The organism is Amycolatopsis sp. NPDC004772 (assembly GCF_053601215.1).
In genome coordinates, this window is record NZ_JBSGBK010000043.1 from 19441 (window position 1) to 37150 (window position 17710).

Sequence of the window (17710 nt, forward strand, 5' to 3'; positions counted from 1 at the left end):
CGGGTCCACGGGACGGATTTCCGCTCCTACCCTGGACCCGGAGGTGAAGCCCATGCACGCAGGAGTAGGCGACGAAATCCAGGTGCACGGCCGGACCGTCGGAGCGGCCGAGCAGCGCGGCGAGATCCTCGAAATCCGGGGCCCCGACGGCGCACCGCCCTATCTGGTGCGGTTCGCCGACGGGCACGAAGGGCTCGTGTACCCCGGCCCCGACTGCGAGGTCCAGGCGCACGCCGACTAGACGGTGACCGGTTCCCGGGGCTCGCGGACCCGCCCCCACGCCCAGCCCACCAGCAGCAGGGCGACGAGGGTCAGCGCGGCCGCGACCTCGGGCAGCAGCCGCGGGCCGCCCGAGGCGAGCACCGCTCCCCCGACCACGCCGGACAGGCCGACGCCGAGGTAGATCGCGGACGCGTTGAGCGAGAGCACCAGCCCGGCGTGCCCCGGCGACAGCTCGATCAGGCGGTGCTGCACCGGCGGGTTGAACGACCACGTCGCCAGTCCCCAGACGAACAGCGAGATGCCGGCCGCGACCGGGGTCACCGTCGTCAGCGGCAGCAACGCCATCACCGCGGTGATGGCCACGGTGACCACGAGCAGCGGCGCCCGCGAGCCCCAGCGGTCGACCGCCCGGCCGCCCGCGAAGTTGCCGATCGCGCCGCCGACGCCGTAGCAGAACAGCAGGATCGTCACCGTCGTGCCGTGCACGCCCGCCGTAGCGGCCAGCAGCGGTGACACGAACGTGTAGACCATGAAGGCGGCGAGGCAGGCGAGCACCGTCGTGGCCAGCATGACGAGCACCCGCGGGTCGCGGCCGGCGGCGAACCGCTCGGCCAGGCCCACCCGCGGGGGCGCGGCGACCGTGGGCAGCGCGAGCCGTATGGCCAGCGCGCTGACCAGCGAGAACGCGGCGACCAGCGCGAAAGCCGTCCGGTAGCCGAGGTGCTGGGAAATGAGGCTGCCGAGCGGGACGCCGAAGATGAGCGCGACGGTCAGGCCGCCGAACACGAGCGCGACGGCGCGGCCCCGGCGTTCCGGCGCGGTCAGCTCGGCCGCCACCGCGCTCGCCGCCGGCGTGAACACCGCGGCGCCGACCGCGGTCACCACCCGGGCGACCAGGAGGGAGCCGTAGCCGGGCGCGAGCGCGGCGAACAGGTTGCCGGCGCCGGTGACGGCGAGCGCGGCGACCAGCAGCGTCCGGCGCTCCCAGGTGCCGGTGGCCGCGGCGAACAACGGCGAGCCGACCGCGTACGCGATGGCGAAAGCGGTCACGAGCTGCGCCGCGGCCGTGGCCGAGACGTGCAGCTCGCCGGTCAGCGCGGGCAGCAGCCCGGCGACGATGTAACCGCTGGTCCCGACGCCGAAGGCGCCGAAGGCGAGGACCGAGATCCTCGGCTGGGCAGGTGCGGACATGGGCTGGGCCCCCAAGCGAAGCAGGGATAAGTTCGATGAACGTCGTAGTTCGACAGTCACCGTACTACGACTCGTCCCCGAATTTCGACCGGCGTCGTACCATGGACCCATGGCCAAGACCGACACCCTGCCCCCGATCGCCCACCCGGCCCGGGAGGAGATCACCGTCGAAGGGGTGTTGCGCGCCCTCGCCGACCCGGTGCGGCTGGCCATCGTCCGGCAACTGGCGGCCACCGAGCACGAAGTCGCCTGCGGGGCGCTGACCGTGCCGGTGACGAAGTCCACAATCACCCACCACCTGAGCATCCTGCGCCAGGCCGGGGTGGTGGCGGGCCGCCAGGAAGGCACCACGCGGTTCAACTCGTTGCGGCGCAACGATCTCGACGCCCTGTTCCCCGGCCTGCTGACCGGCGTGCTGGCCGCTCCGCGCTGATCACGGCGTTACGGTGTGGATCGTCACCCGATATCGGGATGACAACGGACCCCCTCACTTGTTGGACTGGGCGTAGGCAGCTCACGGCGCTGGGGCCGATCGGCTGTCTTTCTTTTTGCCCGCCTACTGAACCGATCCAGAAAACTAGGCTCAGTAATCGTTTACCCACCCTGGAAGGAGTGCCGTGCCCGTCGCGCTGCTCGCGCTCGCCATCGGAGCTTTCGGCATCGGGACCACCGAGTTCGTCATGATGGGCGTGCTGCCCCAGGCGGCCGCCGACTTCGGCGTCGACATCCCGGCCGCCGGCCACCTCATCTCCGCCTACGCCCTCGGCGTCGTCGTCGGCGCCCCCCTGCTCACCGCGGTCGCCGTCCGGCTGCCGCGCAAGACCATGCTGCTGGCCATGATGGGCCTGTTCACGCTGGGCAACGCCCTCTTCGCGCTCTCGCCGAACCAGGAGTTCGGCGTCGCGTTCCGGTTCCTGGCCGGCCTGCCCCACGGCGCGTTCTTCGGCGCCGGCGCGGTCGTCGCCTCCAGCCTCGTCGGCCAGGGCGAGCGCGCCAAGGCCGTGTCGCTGATGTTCCTGGGCCTGACCCTGGCGAACGTCATCGGCGTGCCGCTGGGCACGCTGCTCGGCCAGCAGGTCGGCTGGCGCGCCACCTTCGGCGTCGTCGCGGTGATCGGCCTGATCGCCATCGCGGCCATCGCGAAGCTCGTCCCGCACCAGGGCAAGCCCTCGGCCGAGGCCTCGCTGCGGAACGAACTCGGCGCGTTCAAGCGGCCGCAGGTGCACCTGGCGCTGGCGATCGTCACGTTCGGCCTCGGCGGCGTGTTCGCGTGCCTGTCGTACATCACGCCGATGCTGACCGACGTCGCCGGCTACTCGCCGTCGAACGTCACCCTGCTGCTGTCCCTGGCCGGCGTCGGCATGACGATCGGCAACCTGCTCGGTGGCCGGCTGGCCGACCGGGCGCTGATGCCGAGCCTGTACATCGCGCTGCTGGCGCTGGCCTCGGTGCTGGGCATCTTCACGATCACCGCACAGGGCAAGATCGGCGCGGCGATCACGATCTTCTTCGTCGGCGTCGCCGGGTTCATGATCGGCCCGATGATGCAGGCGCGGATCATGGAGAAGGCGGGCGGCACACCGTCCCTGGTGTCGGCCGCCGTCCAGTCCGCGTTCAACATCGCCAACTCGATCGGGGCCTACCTGGGCGGGCTGGTGATCGCGGGCGGGCTCGGCCTGGTCGCCCCGAACTGGGTCGGCGCGCTGCTCGCGGTGTTCGGGCTGACGCTGGCCGTCGTCTCGGGCACCTTGGACCGCCGCGAAGCCCGCGCCGAACGGCGGGAACTCGCCCTGGCGTCCTAACCCTGCCGCAGCTGTCGTGAGTGGTAAGGCGGGTTAGAACCCGCCTTACCACTCACGACCCGAGCGGGCCGCCGGTGATCGTCAGGGCGACGTACAGCACCGCCGCCGCCAGGGCCGTGAACGTCACCACGTCCACGAGCTTGCCGCGGATGGCCAGCAGGCCCGCCCGGGCCGCCGGCAGGACCGCCCGCAACACCGCGGCGAGGAGGAGCGCGGCACCGATCAGCGCCGCGCCCTCCCGCCAGTGGTACTGGAAGATCCGCAGCGCCGCGACGGCCACCACCAGCAGCACCGCCGCGAACGGCAGCTGGGTGAAGCGGGAGGGCCGGTGACCGGGCACCTCCCGCCGCTCCTCGGTCATCGTCATCGGCCCTGGACCGAGCGTTCCGCCGCTTCGACGACGTTGCTGACCAGCATCGCCCGGGTCATCGGGCCGACCCCGCCCGGGTTCGGCGAAATCCAGCCGGCGACCTCGGCGACTCCCGGGTGGACGTCGCCGGTGAGCTTGCCGTCCACATGGGACACGCCGACGTCGAGCACCGCGGCGCCCGGCGCCACCATGTCCGGCGTGATGATCCCCGGCACGCCCGCCGCGGCCACCACGACGTCGGCGCGGCGGACCTCGGCGGCGAGGTCGCGGGTGCCGGTGTGGCACAGCGTCACGGTGGCGTTCTCGCTGCGGCGGGTCAGCAGCAGGCCGAGCGTGCGGCCGACGGTGATGCCGCGGCCGACCACGGTGACGCGCGCGCCGTTCAGCTCGACGCCGTGGCGCTTGAGCAGCTCGATGATCCCGTACGGCGTGCACGGCAGCGCGCCCTGCTGGCCGAGCACGAGCCGGCCGAGGCTGACCGGCGCGAGGCCGTCGGCGTCCTTCTCCGGGTCGATGCGCTCCAGCACGCGGTTCGCGTCCAGGTGCTTCGGCAACGGCAGCTGCACGATGTAGCCGTGGCAGGCCGGGTCGGCGTTGAGCTCGTCGATGACGGCTTCGAGCTTCTCCTGGGTGATGTCGGCCGGCAGGTCGCGGCGGATCGAGTTGACCCCGATCTTGCCGCTGTCGGCGTGCTTCATCCGCACGTACGAGTGCGACCCCGGGTCGTCGCCGACCAGGACGGTGCCGAGACCGGGCGTCACCCCCTTCGCAGCGAGGGCCGCGACACGGGGCTCGAGCTCCGCGAAAATGGCGTTCTTGGTGGCCTTGCCGTCGAGAATCTTCGCCGTCACGCGCCCCATTCTGGCAAAGCGACCCCCGCGCGTCGCTTCCAGGCGCGGCTGGTCGCAGCCCGTAGACTGATCGCTACCCCACACGGTCCAATCGCGACGGTGCCCGCGATCAAGCTGTGACCTACCGCACGTCGCATCACCCGAGGTCAGGCCCGGTGCCACCGGGTGGCCGGGCGGCAAAACCCACATGCGGGGTGCACTCGCGCGCGCGAGCAGTCAAAATGTGCGGGTGGCACAACCGACGACGCAGCTGAACGCGACCGAGCAGGACACCCTGGTCAAGCAGATCGGACTTGCCCTGCTCCGTGCCGCCCCGCGCGACTGGCGCAAGGTCACCGCGGAGTACCGAGCCGTCGGCAGGTACCACGAGCTGACCGGCGAGATCGTGACCGAGGACGGCACGGTGCACGAATGGCTCGCCACCCACGACATCGCGACCCTGTTCGGCAGGCTCCGCGGCGGCATGTACCGCGACGGCCGTGGAACGTGGTTCAACGCGCGCTACCAGCTGGACCACCCGTCCAGTTACAACCTCGAGTACAACCGCGACGAACCCGTGTGGAACCTCACGCCGCCGCCGCAGGCCTACTCCGACGAGCTGCGGATGTTCCCGCGCACCGAGGAGAACGTCCCCGAATGGCTGATCCGGCGGATGTCCGGGCTCGGCCCGGAGCAGCCGGGGCCGCACTTCCGGATCGCCCGGATCTTCGACACCGTCGGCCCGGCCGGCCGCCCGGTGATCAACCGGCCCGACCTCGAGGTCGACGAGCAGGACCGCCTGCTGGAGTACCTCGAGCGCGCCCCGCTGGTGGTGCCCGAGCGCGGCTACGACATCGACCGCCTCGCCGCGACGCCGGAAGCGACCGTCCCGGTCGCCTTCCACAGCGACGGCCACTGGATCTGGCCCGCCGCCGTCAACTTCTACCTGCACAAGTACGGCGTTTCGCCCGAACCGGACCTCGTCGAGCACGTCCGCTCGGTCGGGTTCACGCTGCCGCCGGTCGACGAGCCGACGCTGCAGGGCGCGGCCGCGTACCTGACCCGGGGTCACCAGCCGCCGCCCCAGCAGCAGCGCCCGGCCGGGCCGCCGCCGCAGGGGCCCCCGCCGCAGGGCCCGCCGCCCCAGCCGCCCGTGCAGCAGGCTCCCGCGGGGCCGCCGCCCGTCGCGCCCCCGCCCGTGGCTCCGCCGCCGCAGCAGCACCAGGAGCCGCCCGCGCCGGTGGAGGCACACGCGCCCGCCGAGCCGGAGGCGCCGGCCGAAGAGCACGAGTACGCCGAAGAGGGCTACGACGAGCAGGAGTTCGAAGACCGCTTCGCCGAGGACGAGGAGTACGCCCACCCCGAGCACGCGGCGGGGTCGAACGGCTCGTCGCCGGAGCCGGGCCGGGTGCACGACCTCGAAGAGACCGCGGAATACGTCCCCGACCAGCCGATCGGGCAGGAACCGCGCGACGGCGAGGAGGAACCGGCGGAGCAGGCGGCGTTCGACGCCGGTCCGGCCGACGAGGCCGGGCACGCCTTCGACACCGGCCAGGCGGACGAGCCGGCGCACGCCTTCCAGCCGGCCCACCAGGACGAAGAGCCGTCGCACGCGGCCTTCCAGCCGCCGCGGCACGAGGACGAGCACGCGTTCCAGGCTCCCGGCCAGGACGACGCGTTCCAGCCGGGCCAGCCGCCGCGCCACGACGACGAGCACGCGTTCCAGGCCCCCGGCCAGGACGACGCGTTCCAGCCCGGCGAAGAGGACGCGTTCCAGCCCGGGCAGCCGCCGCACCACGACGAGGACCCGTCGCACGCGGCCTTCCAACCGCCGCGGCCGGACGACTCGTTCCAGCCCGGTCAGCCGCAGCATCACGAAGACGAGCACACTTTCCAGCCGCCGGCCCGGCCGGAAGACGAGGCCACCTTCCCGCCGCCGCGGCGGGAGCAGCCCGCGTTCGACCCGGGCCCGCCGACCATGATCACCCAGCCCGAGGTGCCCGGCGTGCTGCCGGTGCCCGAGCCGCCGGCCCCCGAGGCCCAGGCCGAGCCGCCCGCACCGCCGCGTCCGGGCCGCCGGGCGCTGCGGCGCGAGACGCCGGACCACCCGGTGCTCGCCGGCCTGCAGACCAAGCTCGACGAGCTCGACGTCCCCGAAAGCGGCTACAAGCTGGGCGCACCGGCCGAGCACGGGTGGAGCGTCGAAGAGGTCGAGGACGGCTGGCGCGTCGGCTGGTACGACGGCAAGCTCAGCAACCCGGCGGTGTTCGGCGACGCCGAGGACGCGGCCGCGTTCATGCTCGGCAAGGTGCTGCTCAACCCGGAGGGCCACGTGCCCGCCGAGGAGCCGCCCGCGCCGGAGCCGGAACCCGAGCCCGAACCGGAGCCCGCGCCGCAGCGGGTCGTCGCGACGCTGTCGCCGGAGGTCGCCACCGGCTCGTACCCGGTCCGCAAGCCCGAGCCGGTGCCGCCGCAGGAGCAGACGGCGTTCACCAGCGCCGAGGAGCTCTTCGGCGACCTCGAGGACGACGAGCCGCCGGCTCCCCCGCGCCAGCCCGCGCCGGTGCCGGCCGGGCCGCCGCCGGTGGCGCAGCAGGCCGGCCCGCCGCCCGCGCCGCCCCGGCGTGAACCGCCGTCGGCGCCGACCGTCCTGGCCCCGGTGCCGCAGGGGGTCCTGCCGGTGCCGCCGCCCGCCCCGGCCGCTCCGCCCGCGCCGCCGCGCCGGGAGGAACCGGCCCGCCCGGCCGTCAACGGCGGTGGTGGCGGTGGCCAGCAGCAGTGGCCGATCGGCCCGATGGCCGGCGAGCCGCCGCTGACGCTGTTCCGCGGCAAGGAACTGCGCGAGCTGCCCGCGGGCAGCGAGCTGGACCGCTTCGGCGGCCCGAACGGCAACCTGACGTACGCGGCGGGCACGCCGTTCGCCGAGCGGTCGCTGGTGCCGGAGTGGGTCAACCGCCCGTACCACGTCTACCGGGTGCAGCGGCCCCTGGAGACGCTGGCCGGCGTCGCGATCCCGTGGTTCAACCAGCCGGGCGGCGGGTCGGCGTACCTGCTGCCGGCGTCGATCGAGGAGCTGGTGGCCGAGGGCGATCTGATCGAGCTCGACCCGGGTGAACCCCCGATCGACTGAATTTCCGCGAAGGCCCCGGCGCTGCCGGGGCCTTCGCCGGTTCAGCGGACGACGAGCCCGTGCGCGGCGGCGAAGGCGATCGCCGTTTCGACGTCGACCTCCGCGCCCCTCAGGTCGGCCTGGACCAGGGCGTTCGCGTCGAGCCGCGCGCCACGCAGGTCGGCGCCCTCGAACTTCGCGCCGTGGAGGCGAGCGCCGGTCAGGTCGCTGCCGCGCAGGTCGGCGCCGGAGAGATCGGCCTCCATCAGGTTGGCCTCCCGCAGCCGCAGACCCGACAGCCCGAGCTTGCGCAGCCGCGCCTTCGCCAGCGAGGCGAGGGAGAGATCGCACTCGGTGAGCGCGATCCCGGAGAGCCCGCTCTCGGTGAACGACGAGCCCAGCAGCGAGCACGCCGTCCAGCGGCTCTCGGCGAGCACCGTCCGGTCGAAGGTGCAGGAGCGGAACGCGGACGCGTCGTGCCGGGACCGCGACAGGTCGGCCCGGGTGAACACGCAGTCGTCGAACGTGCAGCCGCGCGTCCGCAGCCCGCTCAGGTCCGCGCCGGTGAAGTCGCAGCCGGTGAACCGCCGCTTTTCCCACCACTGCCCGGACAGCACCGCTTCGCGGTAGTCCTCCCCCGTCTCCAGCACGGCCCCAGGGTGCCACACCGGCGGTCAGGGCTTCGCACCCTGGACGTAGTTCATCGCCTCGACGTACTCGGGCAGGCCGTCGGGCGAGTCGAACGCCATCACCACGGCGTCGCCGATGCGCACCTCGGCGTGCCCGATCTTCCCGTCCTCGCCGACGACCCGGCCGAGTTCTTCGGCGTCGAAGGCGGCCTTCAGGAAGTCGAGCAAGCCGGCGTGTCGTGCTGTTGACCGCTGCATACTGGTCCCATGGGAGTTCCGCTGCGGCCGGTGGCGGCGCGGTCGGTGTACCGCGAAGTGGCGCCGCCGCCCGCGCTCGCGGACGTTCTCGCCTGCGGCTGGGACGGGCGCACCGGCTGGGCGCGGCCGTTGCGGGTGCTGCCCGACGGGTGCGCGGACCTCGTCTGGGACGGCGCCGCGCTCACGGTCGTCGTCACCGTCGGGGCGCCGCTGCGGCTGTGGGTCCCGGCGTCGTCGTCACGGGTCGGTGTGCGGCTGCGGTGCGGGGCGGCGGCCGCTGTGCTCGGCACGGCCATGCCGGAGCTGCCCGCGGGCGCGACGCCCTTGCGCGACCTCTGGGGCCCGGATGTCCGCCGAGCCGAAGAAATCCTTGCCACGTCGGGAGATCCCCGGAGCCAACGGGGTGTTCTCGAACGGCTCGTCGCCCGGCGGAGGGCGGCACCGGACCGGCGGGTGCTCGCCGCGGTCCGCGCGCTCGGCGTGACATCCCGGACCGCGGAGGTCGCCGATGCGCTCGGCGTCAGCGAACGCGCGCTGCGGCGGCACTTCGTCCATTCCGTCGGGGCCGGGCCGAAGCACCTGCAGCGCGTCCGGCGGTTCCAGGGGTTCCTGCGGCGGCTCGACGCGCTCGCCGCGCACCGGACGTCGCTGGCCCGGGTCGCCGCCGACCTCGGGTACGCCGACCAGTCCCACCTCGGCCGCGAGTGCCGGCGGCTCTCCGGCTCTTCGCCCGCCGCCCTGGTGCGGGTGGCCGAAAAGTTCCAGACGGCGGCCGCGGCGCCGGGCCACGATCGCGGGCATGACCTTCCACGTCACGATCCCGGTGCGCTGTGACGACATCGACGTCAACGGCCACGTCCGCGGCCCGGCCTACCTCGTCTACGCCGACCACGCGCGCTGGGCGTGCCTCCAGGCCGCCGGTATCGACCCGGCCGGGCTGACCGCGCGCCGGATCGGGCCGGTCAACCTGGAGACGACCGTGCGGTTCCACCGCGAGCTGCCGCCGTACGGCGAAGTCGACGTCAGCTGCGAATTCCGGTGGGGCAACGGGAAAACCTCCCGGGTGACCCAGGAGTTCCACACGCCGGACGGCACGCTCGTCGCCGAAGTCGCGAGCGTGTCCGGCCTGCTCGACCTCGATCGCCGGCGTCTGCTGGCCGACCCCGGCTCGTACTGGCGGGAGCTGGCCGTGCACCCGGAACTGCTGGGGCTGGCACCGAAAACCGGATGATCTTGCCCGGCCCGGCCACTACCGTGGCGGGGATGCCGGACCACGACTACGTCGATCCCTTCCTCGCCTCGCTCTACGACGCGCTGAACCCGCGCGAGACAAGCGGTGACTTCGCGTTCTACCTGCCGATGATCATGGCCGCGGAGTCCGTGCTGGACGTCGGCTGCGGCACCGGTTCGCTGCTGCACTGGGCGCGCGAGTCCGGCCACACCGGACGGCTCGTCGGCCTCGACCCCGCCGAAGGCATGCTCATCCAGGCCCGCCGCCGGGCCGACATCGAGTGGGTGCACGGCGATTTGTCGACCGCGTCCTGGGACGGGGAGTTCGACTTCGCCGTGATGAGCGGACACGCGTTCCAGGTGCTGCTGACCGACGACGAGCTGCGGACGGCGTTCTCGGCGATCCACCGCGCGCTGAAGCCGGGCGGCCGGTTCGGCTTCGAGACGCGCAACCCGGCCGCCCGCGGCTGGGAGCGCTGGACGCCTTCGCACGTCTGGAAGGCCGGGGACGTCCGCTCGTGGAACGACGCCGGGCCGTTCGAGAACGGGTACGTCAGCTTCAAGACCACCTACGAGAGCCCGAACTGGGACGCGCCGAAGTACAGCGAGAGCACGCTGCGCTTCCTCGACGTCCCTTCGCTGAACGCCTTCGTCGAGGAGGCCGGGCTGGTCGTCGACGAGCAGTACGGCGACTGGGACCGCACACCGGTGACCGGCCCGAGCCCGGAGATCATCACGGTCGTCCGGCGCCCCTCACCGGAAGTCCCGTGACTTCGCCTTGATGCGCATCGGCAGCGGCTCGACGCGGTGGGCGAGGACGCTGACCACGCCGTCGGCCTTCTCCACCACCCCGCGGATCAGCAGCGCCGGGCTGCCGCGCGCGACGCGGTGGTAGCGCTGCCAGAGGCCGAGCGTGCAGATCACGTTGACCATCCCCGTTTCGTCCTCGATGTTGAGGAAGGTGACGCCGCCCGCCGTCGCGGGGCGCTGCCGGTGCGTGACCGCGCCGCCGATCAGCACCCGGGCGCCGTCTTCGAGGTCCGCCAGGCCGCTCGCCGGGACGACGCCGAGCTCGTCGAGGCGGTCGCGGATGAACTCGGTCGGGTAGCTGTCCGGCGACACCCCGGTGGCCCAGACGTCCGCCGCCGCGACGTCGAGCCCGTCCATCCCCGGCAGCACCGGGGCCGCGGCGCCGAGCAGGCCGGGCAGCCGGTCCGGGCGTTCGCCGGCGACGGCGCCCGCGGTCCACAGCGCCTGGCGGCGATCCCCGCCGAAGCCGGCGAACGCGCCCGCGGTGGCCAGCGCCTCGATCTGCGGCGTGGTCAGCCGCACGCGGCGGGCGACGTCGGCCATGTCGCGGTACTCGCCGTTTTCCGCGCGCTCGGCGACGATCCGCTTCGCCAGGTCCTCGCCGATCTTGCGGACGGTGCTCAGCCCGGTGCGCACGTCGTGGAACTTCCCGGTGCCCGCCTCCAGGGTGGCGTGCGGCAGGCTGCGGTTGATGTCCGGGCCGTGCACGGTGACGTCGTGGCGCCGCGCGTCGGCGACCAGCGACTGCGGCGAGTAGAAGCCCATCGGCTGGGCGCGCAGCAGGCCGGCCAGGAACGCGTCCGGGTGGTAGAGCTTGAAGTAGGCGCTGGAAAAGACGAGGTGCGCGAAGCTCAGCGCGTGGCTCTCCGGGAAGCCGAAGTTCGCGAATGCCTTGAGCTTCGAGAAGATCTTCTCGGCGAGCTCGTCTTCGACGCCGTTCGCGGCCGCGCCCGTGAGGAACCGCTGCCGCAGCCTGTCCATCTTCCGGTCCGAGCGCTTCGACCCCATCGCGTGCCGCAGCTGGTCGGCCTCCGCCGCGGTGAAGTTCGCGACGTCCAGCGCGATCTGCATCATCTGTTCCTGGAACAGCGGCACGCCTTTGGTCTTGTGCAGGGCCTTTTCCAGCAGGTGGTGGTCGTACGTCCACTTCTCGCGGCCCTGCTTGCGGCGGATGTACGGGTGCACCGAGCCGCCCTGGATCGGCCCGGGCCGGATCAGCGCGACTTCGACGGCGAGGTCGTAGAACTCGCGGGGCTGCAACCGCGGCAGCGTCGCCAGCTGGGCGCGGCTCTCCACCTGGAAGACGCCGATCGCGTCGGCGCGGCAGAGCATGTCGTAGACCTTCTCGTCGGCGAGGTCCAGCTCGGCGAGGTCGACCTTCTCGCCCTTGTGCTCCTCGACGAGGTCGATCATGTAGTGCAGCGCGGACAGCATGCCGAGGCCGAGCAGGTCGAACTTGACCAGCCCCGCGGCCGCGCAGTCTTCCTTCTCCCATTGGATGAGGCTGCGGTTCTCCATCCGCGCCCATTCGACCGGGACGACCTGGCTCACCGGCTCGGCGCACATGACCATGCCGCCGGAGTGGATGCCCAGGTGCCGCGGGAAGTCCTCCAGGGCGAAGGCGAGCTGCACGACCTCGTCCGGGATGTCGTGGTCGTGGTCCTTTTCGGTGCTCTGCAGCGAACCCCAGCGGTCGATCTGCTTGCTCCAGGCGTCCTGCTGCCCGGGTGAGTAGCCCAGGGCCCGGGCGGCGTCGCGGACGGCGGACCGGGCGCGGTAGGTGATCACGTTCGCGACCTGGGCGGTTCGGAGCCGGCCGTGCTTGCGGAAGACGTACTGGATGGCCTCCTCGCGGCGGTCGGACTCGATGTCGAGGTCGATGTCGGGGTAGCCGTCCCGGTCCGGGGCGAGGAAGCGCTCGAAGAGGAGTTCGTAGGCGACGGAGTCGACCTTGGTGATGCCGAGCGCGTAGCAGACGGCCGAGTTCGCGGCCGAGCCGCGGCCCTGGCAGAGGATGTCGTGGTCGTTGCAGAACCGGACGATGTCCCAGACGATCAGGAAGTAGCCGGGGAAGCCGAGCTCTTCGATGATGGCCAGCTCGTGCTCGATCTGCTGATTGGCCTTTTCCTCGTGGGGCTTGCCCTTGAAGCGCTCCTCGGCGCCTTCTCGGGTGAGTTTCCGGAGATAGGTCGTTTCGGTGTGGCCCTCGGGGACGTCGAAGGGCGGCAGTTCGGGGGCGATCAGCTTCAGCGGGAACGCGCATTCCATGCCGAGCAGGGCGCTGCGCCGGACCGCGCCGGGGTACCGCCGGAACAGGACGTCCATTTCGGCGCCGCTGCGCAGGAAGGCCGTCCCGGCGGCGGGCAGCCAGCCTTCGAGTTCGTCGATGCCCCGCCGGGCCCGGATGGCGGCGAGGGCGTCGGCGAGCGGAGCGCGTTCGGGCCGCGCGTAGTGGGCGGCGGTGGTGGCGACGGTAGGCAGGTGCAGCTCGTCGGCGAGCTGGGTCAGGAGGTCGTTGTGGGTGCTGTCCAGGGGCTGGCGGTGGTCGGTGAGCTCGACGTAGACGTTGTCGCGCCCGAAGCGGTCGACGAGTTCCTCGAGCTTTTCGGCGGCGGCCGCCGGGCCGTGCGTGACGAGGGCCGAGCGCACCGCGCCTTTGCGGCAGCCCGTCAGCACCACGCACTGCCCGGCGACCTCCTCGGCGACCGCGCCGAGGTCGTAGACGGGCCGTCCCTTTTCGGCCCGGTGGTGGATCTGGCCGGCGGTGATGGCGCGGCAGAGGGCGCGGTAGCCCTGGTCGCCGCGGGCGAGCAGCAGGAGGTGCTCGCCTTCGGGGTCGGGCACGCCGTTCTGCGGGCCGGGCAGGCCGAAGCTGAGTTCGGTGCCGAAGACGGTGTCGACCCCGAGCTCCCGAGCGGCCTCGGCAAACCGCACGACGCCGTACATGCCGTCGTGATCGGTGAGGGCGATGGCGTCGAGCTCCAGCCGCGCGGCCTCTTCGACGAGCTCTTCGGGGTGGCTGGCGCCGTCGAGGAAGCTGAAGTTCGAGTGGCAGTGCAGCTCGGCATAGGGGACGCGGACGGACTCGGCGCCATCGTCGTTCCGGCGGGTGGGGAGGTCGCCGGGACGCCGGTAGCCCTCGCGGCGCCGGCCCCAGGCGGGGCTGTCACCGTGATCGCCAGGAGGCAGCCCGCCGGCGAGGGTGCGGGCGAGATCCTTCCAGCGGACGGGCGGGTTGTTCCAGCCCATTCAGTGACTCCCGGGCTGGTTGCGAGGGTCTTCAGCAGCCCGGCGGCGACGGTGCCAGCTGCTGGGGTGGTTCCAGCGGGACCGGGCTTCGGCGTCGCTCATGGGGGCGCGCCGGCCGTTGTCCGGGGCGGCGTTGGGAGTCGCTTCGGGCGCTTCGGCGCGATGGTCGGCGTTGGTCGGGTGATTCCAGCGGGAGCGGGCCTCGGCGTCGCTGCGGTTCGCGTCGGCGCGGCGGTCGGCGTTGCTCGGGTGGCTCCAGCGGGAGCGGGCCTCGGCATCGCTGGCGCGGCGGTCGGCGTTCGCCGGGTGATTCCACCGGGAGCGAGCCTCGGCGTCGCCGATGCGGCGTGGCGGGGTCCAGTGGAGCTCGATCCCGCTGATGCGACAGCCGTTCTCCCGCGACGGACGCGGGACCGGGAGGGCGATCACCGGGCAAACCCAGTCGTCGTCGGCGGGGGTCTGCGGGAGTTCTCCGCGGACCGTCCACCTTTCGGCCTGCTCTTCCGTTGCCGGCTCGGGAATCTCGCGCAGCCACTCGCGCTCCTCCGAGGCCCCTCGGGGTGTGGGCCCGGGCTCGGCTCGCAGCCAGTCGCGCAGCTTTCGTGCGTAGTCCTCGTCCATGCTCAGTCGTACACTCCCTCGACCGTCCACAGTGGATTTTCCGTGCCTGCGCAGTGCACCAGCACCGCTTCGGGCGGCTCCTCCCCCTCGCCGGCCAGCACCAACTGCAGCCGCGCCCTGGGCGGACCCGGCCGCCGTCTGTCACCCGTCAAGGGCCAAGGGCCCGCCCAGCCCACGACCTCCCGGCCCGCGCCGCCCGCGATGCTGAGCCGCCGCGGCGGGGACGTCACCTGGTCGCGCGCGGTGATCCCGACGGCGCGGCCGCCGTCGTCGAAGACCTGCGCCGGGACCGGCCGGGCGAGGACCGTCGCCGGGGATGGGGACGGCAGGCGTCCCGGCCAGGTCGCGTCCGGTGGCGTCGTCCGCTCGCGCGGGTCGCCCCACGGCACCAGCCGCACTCGGCCCGCCGGGTCGCGGCCGCCGTCGAGCACCGGGGTGAGCACGCTTTCGGGGCCGAGCAGGCCCTGGACCCGCACGAACGCGCGGGCCGCTCGCTCGTCGGCCTCGTCGGTGCCGCCGTTGCGCCACAGGTCGAGCTGCAGCGACCGCCCTTCGACGACCTCCTCGGGTTCCAGCCGCAGCCGCACGACGCCGGACGTCGGACGCTGCCCGGGCGCGGCGCGCAGCCAGCCTTCGAACTGCCAGCGCACGCGATCGGCGACGCCGGCGGGGGTCAGCGGTTCGGCGCACCGCCACGCCCGGCCGAGGTGTTCGCCTTCTTCGGTGACCGCGTAGATGCCGAGCCGGGTGCAGGCGAGACCGTGTGCGGCGAGGCCCGCGCAGAACCGCGCCGCGAGCCCCTTGGCGAGGAACGCCGCGACGTCGACTCGCTCGACCACGGGGTCGAACTCCTCGGCGAGGCTCAGTTCGGGCGGGGGCCGCCGGCGCAGCGGCGGCCGCTCGGACCGGCCGCGCGCCAGCCGGTGCGCGAGCAGGCCATCCGCACCGAAGCGGTTGGCGACGTCACGTTCCGGCAGAGCGGCGAACGCGCCGAGCGTCTTCAGCCCGAGGCGGCGCAGCAGGTCGACGAGGTCCTCGCGGTCGGCGCCGGGCTGGTCGAGTTCGGTGACCGGCAGCGTCGCGAGGAAGTCGGCAGCGTGCCCGCGTTCGACGAACTCACCGCACCGCGCGGCGAGCGTCGCGGCGAAGAGCCCATCGGCGGCGCCGACCTGGCACTCGACCCCGGCCGCGGCGGCGACCTCGTCGAGAAGCCGTTCGACGAGCGCGTGTTCCCCGCCGAAGTAGCCGGCGGCACCGTCGACGGGGACGGCCACCAGGCCGGGCCGCACGACCTCGACCCCGACGACGAGCCCCTCGACCGCCTGCGCGACGGCTTCGAACAGGCGGGCGTCCCGGCCGTCGTCGGCGGCGAAGACGGCGAGCTCCGGACAGTTCGACTGGGCATCCCGCCGCCGCATCCCCCGCCGCACGCCGCTCCGCCGCGCGACGGCGTTGCAGGCGACGACCCGGTTGGCGGTGAAGACGCCGACGGGCAGGTCGGCGGCCACCCCGCCAACGGCGGCGGCGGCGACGGCGGGCCAGTCCGGGCACCACAGGACGAGCATCCGGGTGGGGACGTCGGGGGTGGTGCGCTGGGCCGGGACGGTCATGCGGCCTCCCGGATCCGGCCGCCGCCCCGACGCTGGTGGCGGTGTGGCGAGCGCGCGTGGGCAAGGGGCCGGATCGCGCGTGGGCGCGGGCGCCCGGCCGGTCGGCTCTCGTGGGCGAGTGGGCGGCTCGCGCGAGCCGATCTCGCGTGATTAAGGCCGGGATTCGCGTGATGGGGGTCGTAGCTCGCGTGATGGGGGTCGTAGCTCGCGTGATTGGGGCCGGGACTCGCGTGATTGGGCGCGGATCTCGTGTGACCGGAGGGGCCACACGCGTGATCGGCGAGGCATCTCGCGTGATTGAGGGGGCAACGCTCGTGACTCAGGAGCCGACACATGTGGCTGGGGAGCCGACACGGGTGGGTGGGCGGGCGGGTGGGGTTCATGCCGTGGCCTCGTCGAGTGCAGGGCAAGACGAGGGGGCGGGGTGGGCGGTGGCGGGTGGGAGGTCGAAGGTGGCCGTCAGGGGGCGGGCGGCCGCGCCGCGGCCGTGGGACCGGACCTGCACCCGGCGCGACTCGAGGTGTCCGTACCCGGCCGAGAGGCCGGACCAGGCCGCACGGCGGCACGAGAGCTCCACGTCCGCCGCGGGCCACGCTCCCGCGGCCAGCAGGACCGCGCCGCGGTGGCGGGCTCGGGCCGACAGCCTCCGGGCCACCGCCGGCAGGACCGTCTCCGGCTGGACCGCCACCAGGTCCACGCCGTCCACCAAGGCCGCGACCACCGCCGGGAGGTCCGCGCCCGGACGCGGGACCAGCGCCAGCCGGCGCACGTCCACGCCGTACTCGGCGGCCGCCGCCACACCCAGGGAGGGCATGCCGACCACCGCGGCCCACGAACCCGCTTCCGTGGCCGCGGCGAGGAGGGCGAGCAGCAGCGATGTGCCCCCGTGGACCGCCACCGTGCTCCCGCGCCGGAGCCCGGTGTCGGGCAGCAGCCCGGCCAGCGCCGGGACGACCGGGAGCACCCTTCCCGTCGCCCTGGCCCGCTCGGCCTGGGCCGCCACCCGGCTCGCCGTGCTGACCCCGGGCAGGGCCGCCAGCCGGGCCACCGGCGGCTCCACCACAGCGGTCACCGCACGCACCTCCCCACCACGGACTGGTGCCGGCGGCCGAGCCTCTCCCAAAAACGCGACCGACGGCACTGGTTCGCCGCGGGGAAGGCGGCGGTTTCGTGTCGAACATCTGTTCGACGTACTCCAGTCAACCGCGAACCACCCGAGGTGTCAAGTCACCCACTAGTGGGGACCTAATGCAGTTGCCCGCCCGCCCGCCGATCGCTAGACAGGCGGCGTGGAGCTCACCGACGCCCGCCCCGAAGACGTCCCGGAACTGCTGGTCCTGCAACGCTGTTGCTGGGTCCAGGAGGCCGTCCTCAACGACACCCTCGACATCCCCGCGCTGCACGAAACCCTCGAAGACGTGCGCGACTGGACCAAGACCTGGTCGGTGTGGGTGCTCCGGCAGGACCACCGGCTGATCGGCGCCGTGCGCGCCCGGCTCGAGGGCGACCGCTGGGAACTCGGCAGGCTGATGGTCGCCCCGGACCTCGCCGGGCGCGGGCTGGGCCGCCGGCTGCTCGCCCACGCCGAAGCGCACGCGCCCGCCGAAGCCCGCCGGTTCGTCCTCTTCACCGGGGCGCGCAGCGCTCGCAACATCGCCATGTACCAGCGGGCCGGCTACCGGCTCACCGACGCGCCCGCCGCCGATGGCCACATCCGCGACGCGGTCTACCTGGAGAAGGACGTCACCCTCAGCGAAAAACCCGGTCCGGCCGCCTGAC

Annotated in this window: 17 protein-coding genes; 8 read left to right on the forward strand and 9 right to left on the reverse strand. The window is 73.3% G+C overall.

Going from position 1 to position 17710, the window contains the following annotated elements; translation table 11 throughout:
* The first annotated feature begins 52 nt into the window (after positions 1-52).
* On the forward strand, positions 53-241 hold the full coding sequence (locus ACWEF6_RS24595) for a DUF1918 domain-containing protein (protein ID WP_449685101.1): 189 nt from the start codon (positions 53-55) through the stop codon (positions 239-241).
* Here ACWEF6_RS24595 and ACWEF6_RS24600 read toward each other — a convergent pair.
* Positions 238-1413, reverse strand: coding sequence for an MFS transporter (locus tag ACWEF6_RS24600; RefSeq protein ID WP_449685102.1), 1176 nt, complete (start codon positions 1411-1413; stop codon positions 238-240). The two genes, ACWEF6_RS24595 and ACWEF6_RS24600, sit on opposite strands and share 4 nt — an antisense overlap.
* 109 nt (positions 1414-1522) lie before the next feature.
* Between ACWEF6_RS24600 and ACWEF6_RS24605 the strand changes: the two genes are divergently transcribed.
* Together ACWEF6_RS24605 and ACWEF6_RS24610 are read left to right on the forward strand one after the other, a co-directional pair.
* Complete coding sequence (locus ACWEF6_RS24605) at positions 1523-1846, forward strand: ArsR/SmtB family transcription factor (RefSeq protein ID WP_449685104.1); 324 nt, start codon at positions 1523-1525, stop codon at positions 1844-1846.
* Positions 1847-2030: 184 nt separating this feature from the next.
* Positions 2031-3215, forward strand: coding sequence for an MFS transporter (locus ACWEF6_RS24610; protein WP_449685105.1), 1185 nt, complete (start codon positions 2031-2033; stop codon positions 3213-3215).
* Positions 3216-3267: 52 nt separating this feature from the next.
* Here ACWEF6_RS24610 and ACWEF6_RS24615 read toward each other — a convergent pair whose 3' ends face one another.
* Positions 3268-3582 (reverse strand): DUF3017 domain-containing protein, encoded by a 315-nt coding sequence (locus tag ACWEF6_RS24615; protein ID WP_449685106.1) that lies wholly within the window; start codon positions 3580-3582, stop codon positions 3268-3270.
* Complete coding sequence (locus tag ACWEF6_RS24620; RefSeq protein ID WP_310967510.1) at positions 3579-4436, reverse strand: bifunctional methylenetetrahydrofolate dehydrogenase/methenyltetrahydrofolate cyclohydrolase; 858 nt, start codon at positions 4434-4436, stop codon at positions 3579-3581. Before ACWEF6_RS24620 ends, ACWEF6_RS24615 begins: the two co-directional genes overlap by 4 nt.
* A 223-nt stretch (positions 4437-4659) precedes the next feature.
* On the opposite strand from ACWEF6_RS24620, the gene ACWEF6_RS24625 reads away from it, so the two are divergent.
* Positions 4660-7545: a glycohydrolase toxin TNT-related protein gene (locus ACWEF6_RS24625; protein WP_449685107.1), complete on the forward strand. Its 2886-nt coding sequence runs from the start codon at positions 4660-4662 to the stop codon at positions 7543-7545.
* Positions 7546-7586: 41 nt separating this feature from the next.
* On the opposite strand, the gene ACWEF6_RS24630 is transcribed toward ACWEF6_RS24625, so the two are convergent.
* Positions 7587-8174 carry a pentapeptide repeat-containing protein gene (locus ACWEF6_RS24630; protein ID WP_449685108.1) on the reverse strand — a complete coding sequence of 196 codons (588 nt, stop codon included), beginning with the start codon at positions 8172-8174 and terminating at the stop codon, positions 7587-7589.
* A gap of 24 nt (positions 8175-8198) precedes the next feature.
* Entirely contained in the window at positions 8199-8381 is a 183-nt protein-coding gene (locus ACWEF6_RS24635) for a hypothetical protein (protein WP_449685109.1), read from the reverse strand.
* Positions 8382-8420: 39 nt separating this feature from the next.
* Between ACWEF6_RS24635 and ACWEF6_RS24640 the strand changes: the two genes are divergently transcribed.
* Genes ACWEF6_RS24640 through ACWEF6_RS24650 form a run of 3 tightly spaced genes read left to right on the forward strand, consistent with a single transcriptional unit; the run spans position 8421 to position 10412 of the window.
* Positions 8421-9245, forward strand: coding sequence for a helix-turn-helix domain-containing protein (locus ACWEF6_RS24640; protein WP_449685110.1), 825 nt, complete (start codon positions 8421-8423; stop codon positions 9243-9245).
* Positions 9211-9642 (forward strand): acyl-CoA thioesterase, encoded by a 432-nt coding sequence (locus ACWEF6_RS24645; protein WP_449685111.1) that lies wholly within the window; start codon positions 9211-9213, stop codon positions 9640-9642. Before ACWEF6_RS24640 ends, ACWEF6_RS24645 begins: the two co-directional genes overlap by 35 nt.
* A 32-nt stretch (positions 9643-9674) precedes the next feature.
* Positions 9675-10412 carry a class I SAM-dependent methyltransferase gene (locus tag ACWEF6_RS24650; protein WP_449685112.1) on the forward strand — a complete coding sequence of 246 codons (738 nt, stop codon included), beginning with the start codon at positions 9675-9677 and terminating at the stop codon, positions 10410-10412.
* On the opposite strand, the gene ACWEF6_RS24655 is transcribed toward ACWEF6_RS24650, so the two are convergent.
* The 4 genes from ACWEF6_RS24655 to ACWEF6_RS24670 all read right to left on the reverse strand — a co-directional run bounded on the left by ACWEF6_RS24655 (position 10395) and on the right by ACWEF6_RS24670 (position 17003).
* On the reverse strand, positions 10395-13700 hold the full coding sequence (locus tag ACWEF6_RS24655; RefSeq protein WP_449685113.1) for an error-prone DNA polymerase: 3306 nt from the start codon (positions 13698-13700) through the stop codon (positions 10395-10397). The genes ACWEF6_RS24650 and ACWEF6_RS24655 overlap by 18 nt on opposite strands.
* The gene (locus ACWEF6_RS24660; RefSeq protein ID WP_449685114.1) at positions 13701-14321 is read right to left on the reverse strand and encodes a hypothetical protein; all 621 of its coding nucleotides are present in this window, start codon (positions 14319-14321) and stop codon (positions 13701-13703) included. It abuts the gene before it with no gap.
* Positions 14322-14323: 2 nt separating this feature from the next.
* Positions 14324-15931, reverse strand: a complete 1608-nt coding sequence (locus ACWEF6_RS24665) for a DNA polymerase Y family protein (protein ID WP_449685115.1) — start codon at positions 15929-15931, stop codon at positions 14324-14326.
* A 379-nt stretch (positions 15932-16310) separates the two neighbouring features.
* Positions 16311-17003: a hypothetical protein gene (locus ACWEF6_RS24670; RefSeq protein ID WP_449685116.1), complete on the reverse strand. Its 693-nt coding sequence runs from the start codon at positions 17001-17003 to the stop codon at positions 16311-16313.
* Between the two features lie 217 nt (positions 17004-17220).
* Between ACWEF6_RS24670 and ACWEF6_RS24675 the strand changes: the two genes are divergently transcribed.
* Positions 17221-17709, forward strand: a complete 489-nt coding sequence (locus ACWEF6_RS24675; RefSeq protein ID WP_449685117.1) for a GNAT family N-acetyltransferase — start codon at positions 17221-17223, stop codon at positions 17707-17709.
* Position 17710 lies beyond the last annotated feature (1 nt).

Coding starts and splice junctions, on each gene's coding strand:
- ACWEF6_RS24615 (WP_449685106.1), bottom strand. CDS start 3,582: ATGACGATGACCGAGGAGCGGCGGGAGGTGCCCGGTCACCGGCCCTCC.
- ACWEF6_RS24595 (WP_449685101.1), top strand. CDS start 53: ATGCACGCAGGAGTAGGCGACGAAATCCAGGTGCACGGCCGGACCGTC.
- ACWEF6_RS24645 (WP_449685111.1), top strand. CDS start 9,211: ATGACCTTCCACGTCACGATCCCGGTGCGCTGTGACGACATCGACGTC.
- ACWEF6_RS24640 (WP_449685110.1), top strand. CDS start 8,421: ATGGGAGTTCCGCTGCGGCCGGTGGCGGCGCGGTCGGTGTACCGCGAA.
- ACWEF6_RS24600 (WP_449685102.1), bottom strand. CDS start 1,413: ATGTCCGCACCTGCCCAGCCGAGGATCTCGGTCCTCGCCTTCGGCGCC.
- ACWEF6_RS24605 (WP_449685104.1), top strand. CDS start 1,523: ATGGCCAAGACCGACACCCTGCCCCCGATCGCCCACCCGGCCCGGGAG.
- ACWEF6_RS24660 (WP_449685114.1), bottom strand. CDS start 14,321: ATGGACGAGGACTACGCACGAAAGCTGCGCGACTGGCTGCGAGCCGAG.
- ACWEF6_RS24655 (WP_449685113.1), bottom strand. CDS start 13,700: ATGGGCTGGAACAACCCGCCCGTCCGCTGGAAGGATCTCGCCCGCACC.
- ACWEF6_RS24650 (WP_449685112.1), top strand. CDS start 9,675: ATGCCGGACCACGACTACGTCGATCCCTTCCTCGCCTCGCTCTACGAC.
- ACWEF6_RS24665 (WP_449685115.1), bottom strand. CDS start 15,931: ATGACCGTCCCGGCCCAGCGCACCACCCCCGACGTCCCCACCCGGATG.